Annotated in this window: 12 protein-coding genes, 1 tRNA gene and 2 rRNA genes; 13 read left to right on the top strand and 2 right to left on the bottom strand. The window is 36.8% G+C overall.

All coding sequences use genetic code 11. The features are described from left to right. Positions 1 to 17 precede the first annotated feature (17 nt). The 8 genes from JRC48_RS11425 to tsaD all read left to right on the top strand — a co-directional run bounded on the left by JRC48_RS11425 (position 18) and on the right by tsaD (position 6,656). Positions 18 to 2,908: ribosomal RNA gene (locus JRC48_RS11425) — 23S ribosomal RNA — on the top strand. Positions 2,909 to 2,959: 51 nt separating this feature from the next. Then, a 5S ribosomal RNA gene (gene rrf / locus JRC48_RS11430) occupies positions 2,960 to 3,068 on the top strand. A gap of 16 nt (positions 3,069 to 3,084) precedes the next feature. Further along, positions 3,085 to 3,158, top strand: a tRNA-Gly gene (locus JRC48_RS11435). A 101-nt stretch (positions 3,159 to 3,259) separates the two neighbouring features. Further along, complete coding sequence (locus JRC48_RS11440; RefSeq protein ID WP_235069619.1) at positions 3,260 to 3,859, top strand: manganese efflux pump; 600 nt, start codon at positions 3,260 to 3,262, stop codon at positions 3,857 to 3,859. 186 nt (positions 3,860 to 4,045) lie between these two features. Next, positions 4,046 to 4,492 carry a tRNA (adenosine(37)-N6)-threonylcarbamoyltransferase complex ATPase subunit type 1 TsaE gene (gene tsaE / locus JRC48_RS11445; RefSeq protein WP_235069620.1) on the top strand — a complete coding sequence of 149 codons (447 nt, stop codon included), beginning with the start codon at positions 4,046 to 4,048 and terminating at the stop codon, positions 4,490 to 4,492. Between the two features lie 2 nt (positions 4,493 to 4,494). After that, entirely contained in the window at positions 4,495 to 5,193 is a 699-nt protein-coding gene (gene tsaB, locus JRC48_RS11450) for a tRNA (adenosine(37)-N6)-threonylcarbamoyltransferase complex dimerization subunit type 1 TsaB (RefSeq protein ID WP_235069621.1), read from the top strand. Between the two features lie 2 nt (positions 5,194 to 5,195). Beyond that, positions 5,196 to 5,621, top strand: a complete 426-nt coding sequence (gene rimI / locus JRC48_RS11455) for a ribosomal protein S18-alanine N-acetyltransferase (RefSeq protein WP_235069622.1) — start codon at positions 5,196 to 5,198, stop codon at positions 5,619 to 5,621. A 15-nt stretch (positions 5,622 to 5,636) separates the two neighbouring features. After that, on the top strand, positions 5,637 to 6,656 hold the full coding sequence (gene tsaD / locus JRC48_RS11460; protein ID WP_235069623.1) for a tRNA (adenosine(37)-N6)-threonylcarbamoyltransferase complex transferase subunit TsaD: 1,020 nt from the start codon (positions 5,637 to 5,639) through the stop codon (positions 6,654 to 6,656). A 206-nt stretch (positions 6,657 to 6,862) separates the two neighbouring features. On the opposite strand, the gene JRC48_RS11465 is transcribed toward tsaD, so the two are convergent. Together JRC48_RS11465 and JRC48_RS11470 are read right to left on the bottom strand one after the other, a co-directional pair. Next, positions 6,863 to 7,795 (bottom strand): GNAT family N-acetyltransferase, encoded by a 933-nt coding sequence (locus tag JRC48_RS11465; RefSeq protein WP_235069624.1) that lies wholly within the window; start codon positions 7,793 to 7,795, stop codon positions 6,863 to 6,865. A 251-nt stretch (positions 7,796 to 8,046) separates the two neighbouring features. Continuing rightward, on the bottom strand, positions 8,047 to 9,960 hold the full coding sequence (locus tag JRC48_RS11470; protein ID WP_235069625.1) for an ABC-F family ATP-binding cassette domain-containing protein: 1,914 nt from the start codon (positions 9,958 to 9,960) through the stop codon (positions 8,047 to 8,049). A gap of 217 nt (positions 9,961 to 10,177) precedes the next feature. On the opposite strand from JRC48_RS11470, the gene JRC48_RS11475 reads away from it, so the two are divergent. The 5 genes from JRC48_RS11475 (at position 10,178) to JRC48_RS11495 (ending at position 14,306) form a co-directional block, all read left to right on the top strand. After that, positions 10,178 to 10,837, top strand: a complete 660-nt coding sequence (locus tag JRC48_RS11475) for a redox-sensing transcriptional repressor Rex (RefSeq protein ID WP_235069626.1) — start codon at positions 10,178 to 10,180, stop codon at positions 10,835 to 10,837. 257 nt (positions 10,838 to 11,094) lie between these two features. Continuing rightward, on the top strand, positions 11,095 to 11,724 hold the full coding sequence (locus JRC48_RS11480) for an ECF transporter S component (RefSeq protein ID WP_235069627.1): 630 nt from the start codon (positions 11,095 to 11,097) through the stop codon (positions 11,722 to 11,724). Continuing rightward, positions 11,725 to 12,936 (top strand): bifunctional phosphopantothenoylcysteine decarboxylase/phosphopantothenate--cysteine ligase CoaBC, encoded by a 1,212-nt coding sequence (gene coaBC / locus JRC48_RS11485; RefSeq protein WP_235069628.1) that lies wholly within the window; start codon positions 11,725 to 11,727, stop codon positions 12,934 to 12,936. Then, positions 12,930 to 13,697: a type III pantothenate kinase gene (locus JRC48_RS11490; RefSeq protein ID WP_235069629.1), complete on the top strand. Its 768-nt coding sequence runs from the start codon at positions 12,930 to 12,932 to the stop codon at positions 13,695 to 13,697. Before coaBC ends, JRC48_RS11490 begins: the two co-directional genes overlap by 7 nt. A 321-nt stretch (positions 13,698 to 14,018) precedes the next feature. After that, positions 14,019 to 14,306 carry a co-chaperone GroES gene (locus JRC48_RS11495; RefSeq protein ID WP_235069630.1) on the top strand — a complete coding sequence of 96 codons (288 nt, stop codon included), beginning with the start codon at positions 14,019 to 14,021 and terminating at the stop codon, positions 14,304 to 14,306. The last annotated feature ends 45 nt before the right edge of the window (positions 14,307 to 14,351 follow it).

Here is a 14,351-nt window from a genome sequence, read left to right on the forward strand (position 1 = left end):
TCAATAGATTTAAAATAGGTTAAGTGAATAAGGGCGCACGGAGGATGCCTTGGCACTAGGAGTCGACGAAGGACGCGACAAACGGCGAAACGCCTCGGGGAGCTGTAAGTGAGCATTGATCCGGGGATATCCGAATGGGGAAACCCGCTAGTGGTGATACGCTAGCACCATCTGGTGAATACATAGCCAGATTGGAGACAGACCCAGGGAACTGAAACATCTAAGTACCTGGAGGAAAAGAAAGAAAGATCGATTCCCGTAGTAGCGGCGAGCGAAGTGGGAAGAGCCCAAACCGGACTTGTCCGGGGTTGTAGGACCTTCAGAATTGACAAATCATGATAGCCGAATGGTCTGGGAAGGCCAACCGTAGGGGGTGAGAGTCCCGTAGGTGAAATTGTGAAATGCATGGAAGGAATCCTGAGTACGGCGGGACACGTGGAATCCCGTCGGAATCAACGAGGACCATCTCGTAAGGCTAAATACTACCTAGTGACCGATAGTGAACCAGTACCGTGAGGGAAAGGTGAAAAGAACCCCGGAAGGGGAGTGAAAGAGAACCTGAAACCGTGTGCCTACAACTAGTCAGAGCCCGTTCATGGGTGATGGCGTGCCTTTTGTAGAATGAACCGGCGAGTTACGATATCGTGCGAGGTTAAGCAGAAGATGCGGAGCCGTAGCGAAAGCGAGTCTGAATAGGGCGATGAGTACGATGTTGTAGACCCGAAACCGTGTGAGCTAGCCATGAGCAGGCTGAAGGTCAGGTAACACTGACTGGAGGGCCGAACCAGGGCACGTTGAAAAGTGCTTGGATGACTTGTGGCTAGGGGTGAAATTCCAATCGAACACGGATATAGCTGGTTCTCTCCGAAATAGCTTTAGGGCTAGCCTCGATGTTAAGTCTACTGGAGGTAGAGCACTGAATGGGTGATGGCCCCACCTCGGGGTACTGATCTCAATCAAACTCCGAATGCCAGATAGATATCATCGGGAGTCAGACTGTGGGTGATAAGGTCCATGGTCAAAAGGGAAAGAGCCCAGACCGCCAGCTAAGGCCCCCAAGTGTCCGTTAAGTGGAAAAGGATGTGGAGATGCACAGACAACTAGGAGGTTGGCTTAGAAGCAGCCATCCTTTAAAGAGTGCGTAATAGCTCACTAGTCGAGTGACTCTGCGCCGAAAATGTACCGGGGCTAAACGGACCGCCGAAGCTGCGGATTGACTTTAGAGTCAGTGGTAGGAGAGCGTTCTAACAGCGGAGAAGCAGTACCGGAAGGAGCTGTGGAGCGGTTAGAAGTGAGAATGCCGGTGTGAGTAGCGAAAGATAGGTGAGAATCCTATCCATCGAAAGCCTAAGGTTTCCAGGGGAAGGCTCGTCCGCCCTGGGTAAGTCGGGACCTAAGGTGAGGCCGAAAGGCGTAGCCGATGGACAACAGGTTGATATTCCTGTACCACTTATTAAACTGATGGAGTGACGGAGAAGGCTAAGTTGAGCGTGTGAATGGATTCACGTGTAAGCAGTGAGGTGGTCATGTAGGCAAATCCGCATGGCATAACATTGAGCTGTGATGCCGAAGCCAATAGGCGAAGTCAACTGACGTCACGCTTCCAAGAAAAGCTTCTAGGGTTAATTTAGTAAGTGCCCGTACCGATAACCGACACAGGTAGGCGAGGAGAGAATCCTAAGATGAGCGAGAGAACTCTTGTTAAGGAACTCGGCAAAATGACCCCGTAACTTCGGGAGAAGGGGTGCTTGTGAAAGCAAGCCGCAGTGAATAGGCCCAGGCGACTGTTTATCAAAAACACAGGTCTCTGCTAAACCGCAAGGTGATGTATAGGGGCTGACGCCTGCCCGGTGCTGGAAGGTTAAGAGGAGAGGTTAGCGCAAGCGAAGCTTTGAATTGAAGCCCCAGTAAACGGCGGCCGTAACTATAACGGTCCTAAGGTAGCGAAATTCCTTGTCGGGTAAGTTCCGACCCGCACGAAAGGCGTAACGATCTGGGCGCTGTCTCAACAAGAGACTCGGTGAAATCATAGTACCTGTGAAGATGCAGGTTACCCGCGACAGGACGGAAAGACCCCGTGGAGCTTTACTGTAGCTTGATATTGAGCACTGGTGGCACATGTACAGGATAGGTAGGAGACGAAGAAACCAGGACGCCAGTCTTGGTGGAGTCGCTGTTGGGATACTACCCTTGTGTTACTGGGGTTCTAACCCGTGGCCCTCATCGGGTCAGGGAACAGTGTCAGGTGGGCAGTTTGACTGGGGCGGTCGCCTCCCAAAGAGTAACGGAGGCGCCCAAAGGTTCCCTCAGAATGGTTGGAAATCATTCGAAGAGTGTAAAGGCAGAAGGGAGCTTGACTGCGAGACCTACAAGTCGAGCAGGGACGAAAGTCGGGCTTAGTGATCCGGCGGTACCGAATGGAAGGGCCGTCGCTCAACGGATAAAAGCTACCCCGGGGATAACAGGCTGATCTCCCCCAAGAGTTCACATCGACGGGGAGGTTTGGCACCTCGATGTCGGCTCATCGCATCCTGGGGCTGTAGTCGGTCCCAAGGGTTGGGCTGTTCGCCCATTAAAGCGGTACGCGAGCTGGGTTCAGAACGTCGTGAGACAGTTCGGTCCCTATCCGTCGTGGGCGTAGGAAATTTGAGAGGAGCTGTCCTTAGTACGAGAGGACCGGGATGGACACACCGCTGGTGTACCAGTTGTTCTGCCAGGAGCATCGCTGGGTAGCTACGTGTGGACGGGATAAACGCTGAAAGCATCTAAGCGTGAAGCCCCCCTCAAGATGAGATTTCCCATTCGAAAGAAGTAAGATCCCTTGAAGACGACGAGGTGGATAGGTCAGGAGTGGAAGTGTGGTGACACATGGAGCGGACTGATACTAATCGATCGAGGACTTAACCAACGAAACTGAAGAAGATATCTAGTTTTGGAAGATTAACGAATCTTTCAGAGGTCTAGTGATGATGGCAAGGAGGGCACACCTGTTCCCATACCGAACACAGAAGTTAAGCTCCTTAGCGCCGAGGGTAGTACGCAAGTGCGAGAGTAGGACGTCGCTGGGCCTTTCATTAAATACCTGCGGGTGTAGTTTAATGGTAGAACTTCAGCCTTCCAAGCTGACTGTGAGAGTTCGATTCTCTTCACCCGCTCCAATTGATGATGATGCACCGCAAGGGTGCTTTTTTTGTATATATGTCCACTTTTAGTTTATTAACATATACTATTATGTATCAAACTAAAGGTAGGGATAACTATGAATTTTTTAGCTATACTATTATTTTCTGTATCTGCTACATGTGATAATTTAATTATTGGTTTGAGTTATGGAGCGAAAAGAATAAAAATCTCTTTTATTAGTAACTTAATCGTAGGAATTATTTCTTGTTTAGGAACATTACTTGGTATGTATATAGGAAATCTTTTCGATTATTTTATAATTGGATCAATTGCACAGTATCTAGGAAGTGGATTACTCTTTTTATTTGGTTTTTATATGTTTTATCAAGCACTATATAAACAAATAAAATCAAGCGATGACGCTACAACCATTAATGATACTGCTGATTTAGCAGAGAATTTTGATGTGGATCATTCTAAGTCAATAGATATAAAGGAAGCATCTGTATTAGGATTATTTTTATGTTTAAATAATTTTGGATTAGGAATTGCTGCAGCTCTAACGGGGCTTAATATATATATCACTTCATTAACATGTTTACTTTTAAGTATTTTATTTATTGAGTTTGGATGTCGCTTAACTTATAGTTTTTTAAGTGAAAATACGGTGAAATATGCTGAATATATATCAAGTTTAATTATCATGTTATTAGCGATTTACCAATTATTCTTCTAAATAAAATATAAAAGGATGAAGTTTTTGCTTCATCCTTTTATATTTTATTGTATGATTAATGATAATGGATTTAGCTTGTTATGTTATAATAAAAGTTAGAATAAACTTTCTAATTTATTAAGATATTTAGAATAGATTATATCCATAATAATTCATAATCTTTATTTAGAATTTATAGGTGATAGTATGACATATATAATTAAAACAAATTCTGTAGAAGAAACGCAGCTGTTAGCTGAAAAAATTGGTCGATGGGTTAAACCTGGAATGATCTTAACGTTAGAAGGTGATTTAGGTGCTGGAAAGACGACCTTTACTAAAGGATTTGCGAGAGGACTCGATATTAAACGAAATGTTAATAGTCCAACATTCACAATTATCAAAGAATATCAAGGACGCTTACCACTATATCATATGGATGTTTATCGTTTAGAAAACGGTGCAGAAGATATGGGAATTGATGACTATTTATTTGGTGAAGGTGTTTGTGTCGTTGAATGGGCAAGTATGATTGAAGATATTCTACCTAAAGATCGTTTAGATATTAAGGTTTATCGTGAGGATGAAATGAGTCGTCGAATTGAATTAACTCCTGTAGGAGAATTTTATGAATCGGTTTGTGAGGTGTTATAAAAATGTTCGTATTAGCTATTGATACATCAAATACAACTTTATCAGTTGCGCTTGTTGAAAATCATCAAACGCTAGCAGAGGTCATGGAAACAACAAAAAATGATCATTCAAAACGTTTGATGCCAACGATTGAAGCTTTATTTAAACAAATAAATCGTACACCAAAAGAGCTTGATTTGATCGCTGTTGCACAAGGTCCCGGTTCATATACAGGTGTTCGTATTGGAGTAACGGTTGCAAAAGTATTAGCTTGGACGTTGAATAAACCATTAGTAGGCGTATCGAGTCTAGAAATTTTAGCACGTAATTTAAAAACAGAGGGTTATATTATTCCTTTATTTGATGCACGTCGTCAAACTGTTTTTGCAGGAGTTTATAATGGTGAATCATCGGAAGTAATTGTTCCAGACGGACATTATGAATTAACAGATTTATTAAATAATTTATCAAATAGTGATAAAAAAATGTATTTCCTGGGTAATGATGTTGTAAAATATGAAGCTTTAATTAAATCTGTCTTAGGGGATCGAGTAGTGGAGATAGATGATGAATCTTTACATGTGCCGCACGCAAGCACTTTAGCTAATATTGCATTAGAAAAAGAGGCTGTTGAAAATGTTCATCACTTCACACCGAAGTATCATCGCTTACCAGAAGCAGAAATGAACTGGATGTTAGAACAAGAGAATAAAGGAAAATAACGATGATTCGATCGATAGAAGAGAAAGATTTACCTCAAGTTATTTCACTACATCACGAGTTATTTAAACAAGAATTTAACTTTGAAGATTATGTTCAAAACAAGCCGTTTCATTATGGCATTGTCATAGAAGAGAATAATCAAATGGTAGGCTATTTAGTTGGGCAAATGATTTTTGAAATGTCGGATTTATATTATGTTGCTGTTCATCCTAATTATCGTTCAAAAGGATATGGGAATTTGTTAGTTGAGCAATTTATTAATGAGGCTTGTCAAAATGATGGTGATACGATGTCGTTAGAAGTTAGGATAAGTAATCAGGCAGCTATTCGTTTATATGAAAAGTGTGGATTCATTTCTGTCGGAATTCGTCAAAGATATTATGCAGATGGAGAGGATGCCCTGTTAATGACTCGTAATTTAAAATAGAAGTTGGTGATAGTCATGGAAAAAGATATTTTAGTATTAGCAGTTGAAAGTAGTTGCGATGAAACGAGTGTAGCAGTCATTAAAAATGGTAAAGAGATTTTATCGAATATTGTTGCGTCTCAAATTGAAAGTCACAAGCGTTTTGGTGGGGTAGTACCCGAGGTAGCTAGTCGTCATCATGTCGAAAGTGTAACATTAGTTTTTGAAGAGGCTTTACAGAAGGCTAATATTGGCTGGAACGATATTGATGCTATAACAGTAACTGAAGGGCCAGGATTAATCGGATCACTTTTAATTGGAATCAATGCTGCAAAAGCATTAGCATTTGCTCATAACATTCCACTGGTTGGTGTTCATCATATCGCTGGACATATTTATGCTAATCAGTTAGTTGAACCGTTAGAGTTTCCATTATTAGCATTAGTCGTATCAGGTGGACATACCGAATTAGTTTATATGAAGGACCATTATCAGTTTGAAGTGATTGGAGAAACATTGGATGATGCCGTAGGGGAAGCTTATGATAAAGTTGCTCGAACATTAAACTTACCTTATCCAGGAGGACCACATATCGATCGATTAGCAGCTGAGGGAGAGGATACATATAAATTACCTCGTGTATGGCTAGATAAAGAGTCTTATGATTTTAGTTTTTCAGGACTGAAATCAGCTGTTATTAATACAGTTCATAATGCAAAACAACGTGGTGAAGAAATTATTCCAAAAAATTTAGCTGCAAGTTTTCAAGCGAGTGTTGTTGAGGTGTTAGTTGAAAAAACGATGCGTGCTGCACGTGAATATGATGTTAAGCAGATTATTGTTGCTGGTGGAGTATCTGCTAATAAAGGATTACGCCAAGGATTAGATGAAGCTGTTGCAAAAGAGGGTCGTGTTAAGTTAACAATTCCCCCATTATCTCTTTGTACAGATAATGCTGCGATGATCGGAGCCGCTGGAACAATGGCATTTTTAAAGGGACATCGTAGTTCAATGGATATGAACGGTTCATCAGGAATGGAATTAAATTCATTATAAAAAGTAGCTACTAAAAGGGAAGCCACTGAAAAACTAAAATCATTTATAAAGAAAGACTAAAAAGACCTCTAATAACACAAAAAACCTTAGAAAAACAAGCTAATTCAGCCTATTTTTCTAAGGTTTTTAATCATTTTAGCTTTTATTTGCGTCACCTGTTTTAATTAAAGGGACTTTTTCAGTGGCCTCCCCAAAGGCTACTTTTTTTATGATTGTTTGAGTTGCTCTATATGTTTGATTTTTTCTTTGGCAAGATTTTTACCGATTGAGGTGATAAGTTTCTGATTAGCTTCATCTAGTGTTAATGCATTTGAAATATTAATTTTTTCGATGATATATAAATCATGGATGATTTTTTCTTCTACACTTACAGGTTGATAGAGTTGTCTTTCAAGGCCAAAAAGAGCTTCTTTAATTTGCTCAGATGTCCAATTCAATCGACCTAATTTAGCTAGCGTTTGAGTCATCAATTGAGTATCCCTTTGAAGTTCTGTTAATAAACCATGAAAAGAGGCTAGAAAATATAATTTTGAAAGATTTAAATTTGATAAATCAAATTGATTAAGATGATTAATTATCGCATTTAACATCTCCGTTTGTTTATAATAAGGAGCAACGAAGGTTAAATAGTCATTTAGGTTAGTGCTAGGAGTACTTTTAATACGTCCAAAAAGATAAACATCATGATAAGTATTATTATGGTAATGAGCTTGACGTCGAACCCCCTCCATCTCAAAATTAAGAGCTTTGAGAAGATGATAACTAGATTGATTATAGGCATAAACCTCAGCTTCAATTCGATGAACTCCTTGTTCAAATAACTGTGGAATGAGTGCCTCAAGAGCTTCTTTTGTATATCCTTCTCCTCGATGTGAGCCAAGACCAAATCTTAACCAAGCACAAGATTTTAAATTATCCATCCAATTAATACGAATATATCCAATTGGAGTATTGGTCTCGGTAATAACCATTATATAATAAGGATCTTCATTAGCTTTAATATCTTCTTGTTCTGATTCAACAGTGTATTGTTGATTTCCAGTAGACATTGTTTGATTATAAGGGTCGTTTTTCCAGTTAGCTATTAACTCAGCATCTTCTAATTCAATCGATCTTAAGGTGAGTCTTTTGGTTTTCATATAATTCCTCCATTTTATGTGATAATTAATTATATGAAAAAACTCTATCTCATATGAGATAGAGTTAAGAGATTTTATGACTTGGCGGTTTGACTAATTACCCCCTTTATTTACTTAATCAAGTTAGCCTTGCTAATAAATGATTTATTTTGTTAAATGATTATTAGCTTCTTTAAAATCCCTCCTTTTACTACATGATATTCAAAAGGAATTGTCGATATTCAAAAAAGTCGTCCGGTTAGACGACTTTTTTACGATAGGCTAAGTTCTTCCCAAATTTCCATAGCTTCCATAATTAACTGTTCTAATTCCTCAATACGAGCCTGAACTTGTGCAGATTTTTGAGAATCTAAATAAACTTCTTCCTGAAATAGCTCCGCTTTTTTATACTCTAATTCTTCTTCATACATTGCAATTTTTGTCTCTGTTTCTTCAAGTTGTCGTTTACGTTGTTGTTCCAAACGACGTTGTTCTTTTTGTTTTTGATAATCTGTTATATTATTTGAGGTATCTACATTTGATTGTTCAGCTAATTTTGCAGCTTCAAGTTCCGCTAATTGTTGCTTTTTCTCGATATAATCAGAGTAATTTCCTAAGTAAGAAACGACACCTTCTGGAGTAACTTCTAAAATTCGAGTGGCAATTTTATCAATAAAGTAGCGGTCATGTGAAATAAAAAAGACAGTTCCTTCATAATCTTCAAGAGACAGTTCGAGCATTTCTTTACTATCGATATCTAAGTGGTTAGTTGGTTCATCTAGTAATAAGAAATTATTTTTTTCAAGCATGAGTTTGCATAAAGTTAATCGAACTTTTTCACCACCAGAAAGTTGATTAACTGTTTTGAAAACATCGTCACCCGTAAACAGGAAGTTTCCTAATAATGTTCGAATATCTTTTTCAAGTCTAGTAGGGAAGCAATTCCATACCTCATTTAAAACGGTATTATTAGAAGTTAAATTTGCTTGTTCCTGATCGAAATATCCCATGTCTAAACTTTTTCCATAGTAAATTTCTCCGCTTATTTTAGGTAAGTCTCCAGCGACTGTTTTTAAAATAGTTGATTTTCCAATTCCGTTAGGACCAATTAATGCGACGCGATCGAGACGATTCAGGTGAAAATCTAAATGATTTGAAATGACTTGATCTTCATAACCAACGGTTAAATCTTCAACTTTTAAAACGTCATTTCCACTACGGCGATCAATTTCAAAAGTAATCCCGATTGATTTATCATTAATTTTTGGGATTTCGATTCGTTCCATTTTATCAAGTAATTTTCGTCGAGATTGTGCTCGTTTAGTTGTTGAAGCACGAACGATATTTCGACTAATGAAATCTTCCATCTTTGAAATTTCTTTTTGTTGTTTTTCGTATTGCTTCATTAGTGATGCATAAGAGACCGCTTTTTGATCCATATAATCAGAGTAGTTTCCTTTATATTTTGTACATTTACGATACTCAATCTCATATACCGTTGTTGCGATTTGATCAATAAAGTAACGATCGTGAGAGACAATAACAACAGCACCTGAATATTTTTTTAAATAACCTTCTAACCATTCAATCGTATCAATATCTAAGTGGTTGGTCGGCTCATCGAGAATTAAAACATCAGGTTTTTGAAGTAATAATTTAGCTAAAGCTAAACGAGTCTTTTGCCCTCCACTTAAATTAGAGATCTTTTGATCAAAACCAATTTCATTAAACTTGAATCGGTTTAGTATATTATTAATTTCAGATTCATAAGTATAGCCACTCATTAATTCAAAACGATGATTTAAGTTTTGATAGTGTTCAATAATTTTTAAGTATTGTTCACTATTTGGATCTTCTTCAGCCATTTTAATACTAAGTTCTTCGAGTTGTCCTTTTAATTTAATGGTTTCTTCAAAGACTTTAAGCATCTCATTATAAATGGTATCATCAGAATTAACATGACTAGATTGGGCAAAATATCCTAGAACAACACTTTGTGGTTTATGAATTTCACCACCATCAAAGTCAATTTCATCAGCAATCATTTTTAATAAGGTTGATTTTCCAGCACCATTACGCCCAACAACAGCAATACGTTCACCTTTTTTGACTTCAAATTGAACATTTTCAAGAATCGGTGTTCCTGAATAAAGTTTAGTCAATTTGCTAGTTTGTAATAAAATCATTTTATTTCTCCTTTTATGTCTAAACTTACAAGTTACTTCAATTTTTATAGTATTTATTTATAAGTATAAAGCTTAAGGAAGAGATAAGCAACGGACACTAGATGAAATAATCATCGATTTTAAAAACATTTTAACATATAGATGTTTTATGTCTCGGTGAGTATTCACATTAAATTAGTTTCATGTTATTATTTAACTAGGATAAAGGAGGTTTTTTATGCTATCACATATTCCAAATGCAACAATTAAAAGATTAGCACTTTATCGTCGCTGTTTCGTTGAATTAGATGAAATGGGAGTTAAAAGAATTCAGTCAGGTGAGTTAAGTCAAAAAATTGGAATTGATTCAGCGACTATTCGACGAGACTTTTCTTATTTAGGTGAGTTAGGACGCCAAGGTTATGGTTATGAAGTACGTGTTGTTTTAGAAGCATTTAATAATTTATTAAAAACAGAGGATGCACAAAGTTGTGTTTTAATTGGGGTTGGGAACTTAGGACGTGCATTATTAAAATATTTTAGTTCAGATAAGTTTAAAAAACGTATGTTTAGAACACCGGTTAATTTAATTTCAGGTTTTGATACGGATGAAAGTCTAGTTGGACAGTGTATTGGTGATTTACCAATTTATCATTTAAATGATTTAAAGACTTATATTGAAGAACATCATGTGACTTATGTTATTTTAACGGTTCCACCAACAGTGGCGCAAAGTGTTGCTTCTTCATTAGAAGGTTTAGGAATTAAAGGAATTTTAAATTTATCTTCAACAGTTATTAATGTAAGTGAAGATATTACGGTTCATGAAGTCGATCTAAACATGGAGTTAGAGACATTATTCTTTTATGTCTTCCAAAAAGAACAAGCTAAACATTAGTACTTTTTATTATAAATGTCGGTTGTTGTCAGCTTATAATCAAAATGGTTATAAGCTTTTTTTTTTCTTAATCAATCAGTGGGAATTTATTCTATTCTCATTGAAAAATAATAACGACATCAGTATAATTATGAACCATGATAGCGTTGGTGATTTAATGATGATTTTCGAACATCAATTAAGGGAATACTAACGATATCTGATTTAATATTCAAGACGTTGCATTCTAAAAGAAGCGACAGTGGAGGAGAAGAAAAATGAATAAATCAAGAAGGAAAACGAAATTTTTAGTTTTATTAACGATGTTTTGTAGTATTCAAGTTGTCTTAATGTTAACACCACTTGGCTATATTCCAATTGGTCCTGTTCGTGCGACAACCATGCATATTCCTGTTATTTTAGCCGGAATTTTATTGGGCGTAAAGGGAGGGGCAATCACAGGATTAGTATTTGGGATTAGCAGTGTCATTACGAATACGATCATGCCAACCATTACATCATTTGTCTTTACTCCGTTTTATTCATTAGGAGATTATCACGGGAATTTGATGAGCTTAGTTATTGCGATTGGACCGCGAGTTTTACTAGGAGTACTAGCGGCGTTTATTTATAAATGGTTTAAAAATAAAGAGCTTAAAGTTAGATTAATTGGTAGCGGGTTGACGGCTTTAGTTTGTACAATGATTCATTCGATTTTGGTGCTTGGAATGATCTATCTTTTCTTTGGTCCGAGTTATGCTCAAGCAAAAGGAGTTGAAGCCTCAGCTTTATTTGGATTATTACTCACCATTATTACAACAAATAGTATTTTAGAGGCAGTATTAGCAACAGTTATTATTACACCACTGACAAAAGTGTTAGAACCCATTACGAAGAAGGTGATTTAGTTGAGTAAAAAGACAATTGTATTAGGTGTTTGTGGAGGAATTGCTGCTTATAAAAGTGCACAATTAGCTAGTAATTTATATAAAAAAGGTTATGATGTTCATGTCATCATGACAAAAAATGCAACTGAATTTATTACTCCATTAACGTTTGAAACGTTAACTCATAATCGTGTTTCTGTTGGTACATTTGATCGAAATTTTCAATATGATGTTAATCATATTTCATTAGCTAAACGTGCTGATTTATTTGTTGTCGCGCCAGCTTCAGCAAATTGTATTGCCAAGTTTGCCCATGGTTTAGCAGATGATATGTTATCCACAACGTTTTTAGCTGCTACTTGTCCAAAGTTAATTGCTCCTGCCATGAATACAGGAATGTTAACTAACCCTATCACGAAAAGAAACATTGACATCTGTAAAGAGTACGGTATGACATTTGTTGAATCAGATAGTGGATATTTAGCATGTGGTGATGTAGGAAAAGGCCGATTAGCTGAAATTGAAGAGATTGAGGATGCGATTGAGTGTTTACTAATTGAAGAAAAACCACTAAAAGGAATGAAGGTTGTTGTCACTGCTGGACCGACACAAGAAGATTTAGATCCTGTTCGTTTTATGACGAATCATTCAAGTGGTAAGATGGGATATGCAGTTGCACGTGCCGCTCGTAATTTAGGAGCAGATGTGACACTAATTACAGGACCTGTGACATTGAGAAAACCAATCTTTATGGATGTTGTTGAGGTAAGAACAGCAGCCGAAATGTTTAAAGAAGTAGAGGCATTCACGAATGATTATGATATTTTAATTAAATCAGCAGCTGTTTCCGATTATCGAGTAGAGTGTGTGAGTGATCAAAAAATGAAAAAACAAGGTGATCACTTAGCGATTGACTTTGTGATGAATCCCGATATTTTAGCTCATATGGGACATTCTAAAAAACCACATCAAGTCGTTTGTGGTTTTGCAATGGAAACACAGAATTTAATTGAAAACGCCACTAAGAAATTAGTGAACAAAGGGGCTGATTTAATTGTGGCTAATCAATTAAATGAACAGTCAGCAGGCTTTAAAAAAGATACTAATATCGTGACATTTTTAACTCCTGATCATGTTGAGACGTTAGATGTGATGTCAAAAGAAGCACTCGGTTATGAAATTATGAATCGATTATTACATATTTTAATAAAGAAAAGAGGAGCAGTATGCTAGTTGTTATCGATGTTGGAAATACAAATATTACACTAGGGGTTTATAACGGTGATGAATTAATCGCAAACTTTCGACTAACGACTAAGCTCCAACGAACATCAGACGAGTTTGGAATTACCTTATTCTCATTTTTTCAAACAAAAAATATTAATCCACAAGCAGTTGAAGATGTTTTAATATCAAGTGTGGTTCCTAAAATTATGCACTCATTAACGAATGCGATTAGAAAATATTTTAATATTGAACCAATGATTGTTGGTCCTGGAATTAAGACAGGAATTAGTATTAAAACAGAAAATCCTCGTGAAGTAGGAGCAGATCGTATTGTGGATATTGCAGCGGCTTATCATATTTATGGAGGTCCAGCTTTAGTGATTGATTTTGGAACAGCAACAACATACGACTATGTGAATGAAAACGGTGAGTTTGAATTTGGGGTTACTTCACCTGGGATTGAGATTTCAGCTCAAGCTTTATGGACACAAGCTGCTAAATTGCCTGAGATTGAAATTAAAAAACCCGCAACGATTATGTGTCGTAACACCATTACAAGTATGCAAGGTGGATTAGTTTATGGCTACATTGGACAGACGGAATATATTATTCAAAAAGTAAAAGAAGCCGTAGGCAAGGAAATCAAAGTAGTTGCAACTGGAGGACTTGGGCGTATTATCTATAATGAGACTGATATGATTGATGTCTATGATCCAGATTTAGCTTTTAAAGGAATGAAAGTTATTTATCAAAAAAATAAGGCTTAAGCATATAGTAATAAAAAAAGACTTATACAGATCATTATCTGATAAGTCTTTTTTGTTTAATAAATTATAAATTTATAGAGTATGTTAAAAGTTATCGTTCATTTTGATTAAACATTAAAACTTATGATTCGATGAAATGAATGCTTTTAATACAATAGTCATAGAACAATAGGAATATTTGTTAATTTTAAGCATATTAATCAATAGGTGGACTATAATAAGAAGGATTTTATCCGAAACTATTGCCATTATTTATTCATATTTGTATAATTTATTTAGTAGCACTCTGTATAAAAGAGTGATAAAAGAGGAGGAACGGTCATGTTAAAACCATTAAATCATCATGTTGTTCTTGAAATTGTAGAGGTTGAAAAGACAACGGCTAGTGGGATTATTCTTTCAGGAGAAGCGTCAAAACCAAAGCATTCAGAGGGTGTCGTGATTGCAGTTGGTGAAGGAAAGTTATTAGACAATGGAAAACGCCAACCGTTAGTCGTTGAGGTCGGACAACGTGTTATTTATAACGGATTTGGTGGGACAAAAGTTTCGCATGAAGGTAAAGAATTAGTTATTTTAGCGCAAGATGATATTTTAGCAATTGTAGAGTAAGTTCAATAGAGTTTTTAATAGATATTATTTTCATTTAAAGGAGGA

Origin of the sequence: Turicibacter sp. TJ11 (assembly GCF_021497505.1) — a bacterium.
Taxonomy (GTDB): Bacteria; Bacillota_I; Bacilli_A; order MOL361; family Turicibacteraceae; genus Turicibacter.

Bases quoted from the DNA above. Each gene is read 5' to 3' on its own strand.
- JRC48_RS11490 (WP_235069629.1), top strand. From the start codon at position 12,930: ATGCTAGTTGTTATCGATGTTGGAAATACAAATATTACACTAGGGGTT.
- tsaD (WP_235069623.1), top strand. From the start codon at position 5,637: ATGGAAAAAGATATTTTAGTATTAGCAGTTGAAAGTAGTTGCGATGAA.
- JRC48_RS11470 (WP_235069625.1), bottom strand. From the start codon at position 9,960: ATGATTTTATTACAAACTAGCAAATTGACTAAACTTTATTCAGGAACA.
- JRC48_RS11475 (WP_235069626.1), top strand. From the start codon at position 10,178: ATGCTATCACATATTCCAAATGCAACAATTAAAAGATTAGCACTTTAT.
- JRC48_RS11465 (WP_235069624.1), bottom strand. From the start codon at position 7,795: ATGAAAACCAAAAGACTCACCTTAAGATCGATTGAATTAGAAGATGCT.
- rimI (WP_235069622.1), top strand. From the start codon at position 5,196: ATGATTCGATCGATAGAAGAGAAAGATTTACCTCAAGTTATTTCACTA.
- tsaE (WP_235069620.1), top strand. From the start codon at position 4,046: ATGACATATATAATTAAAACAAATTCTGTAGAAGAAACGCAGCTGTTA.
- tsaB (WP_235069621.1), top strand. From the start codon at position 4,495: ATGTTCGTATTAGCTATTGATACATCAAATACAACTTTATCAGTTGCG.
- JRC48_RS11495 (WP_235069630.1), top strand. From the start codon at position 14,019: ATGTTAAAACCATTAAATCATCATGTTGTTCTTGAAATTGTAGAGGTT.
- JRC48_RS11480 (WP_235069627.1), top strand. From the start codon at position 11,095: ATGAATAAATCAAGAAGGAAAACGAAATTTTTAGTTTTATTAACGATG.
- JRC48_RS11440 (WP_235069619.1), top strand. From the start codon at position 3,260: ATGAATTTTTTAGCTATACTATTATTTTCTGTATCTGCTACATGTGAT.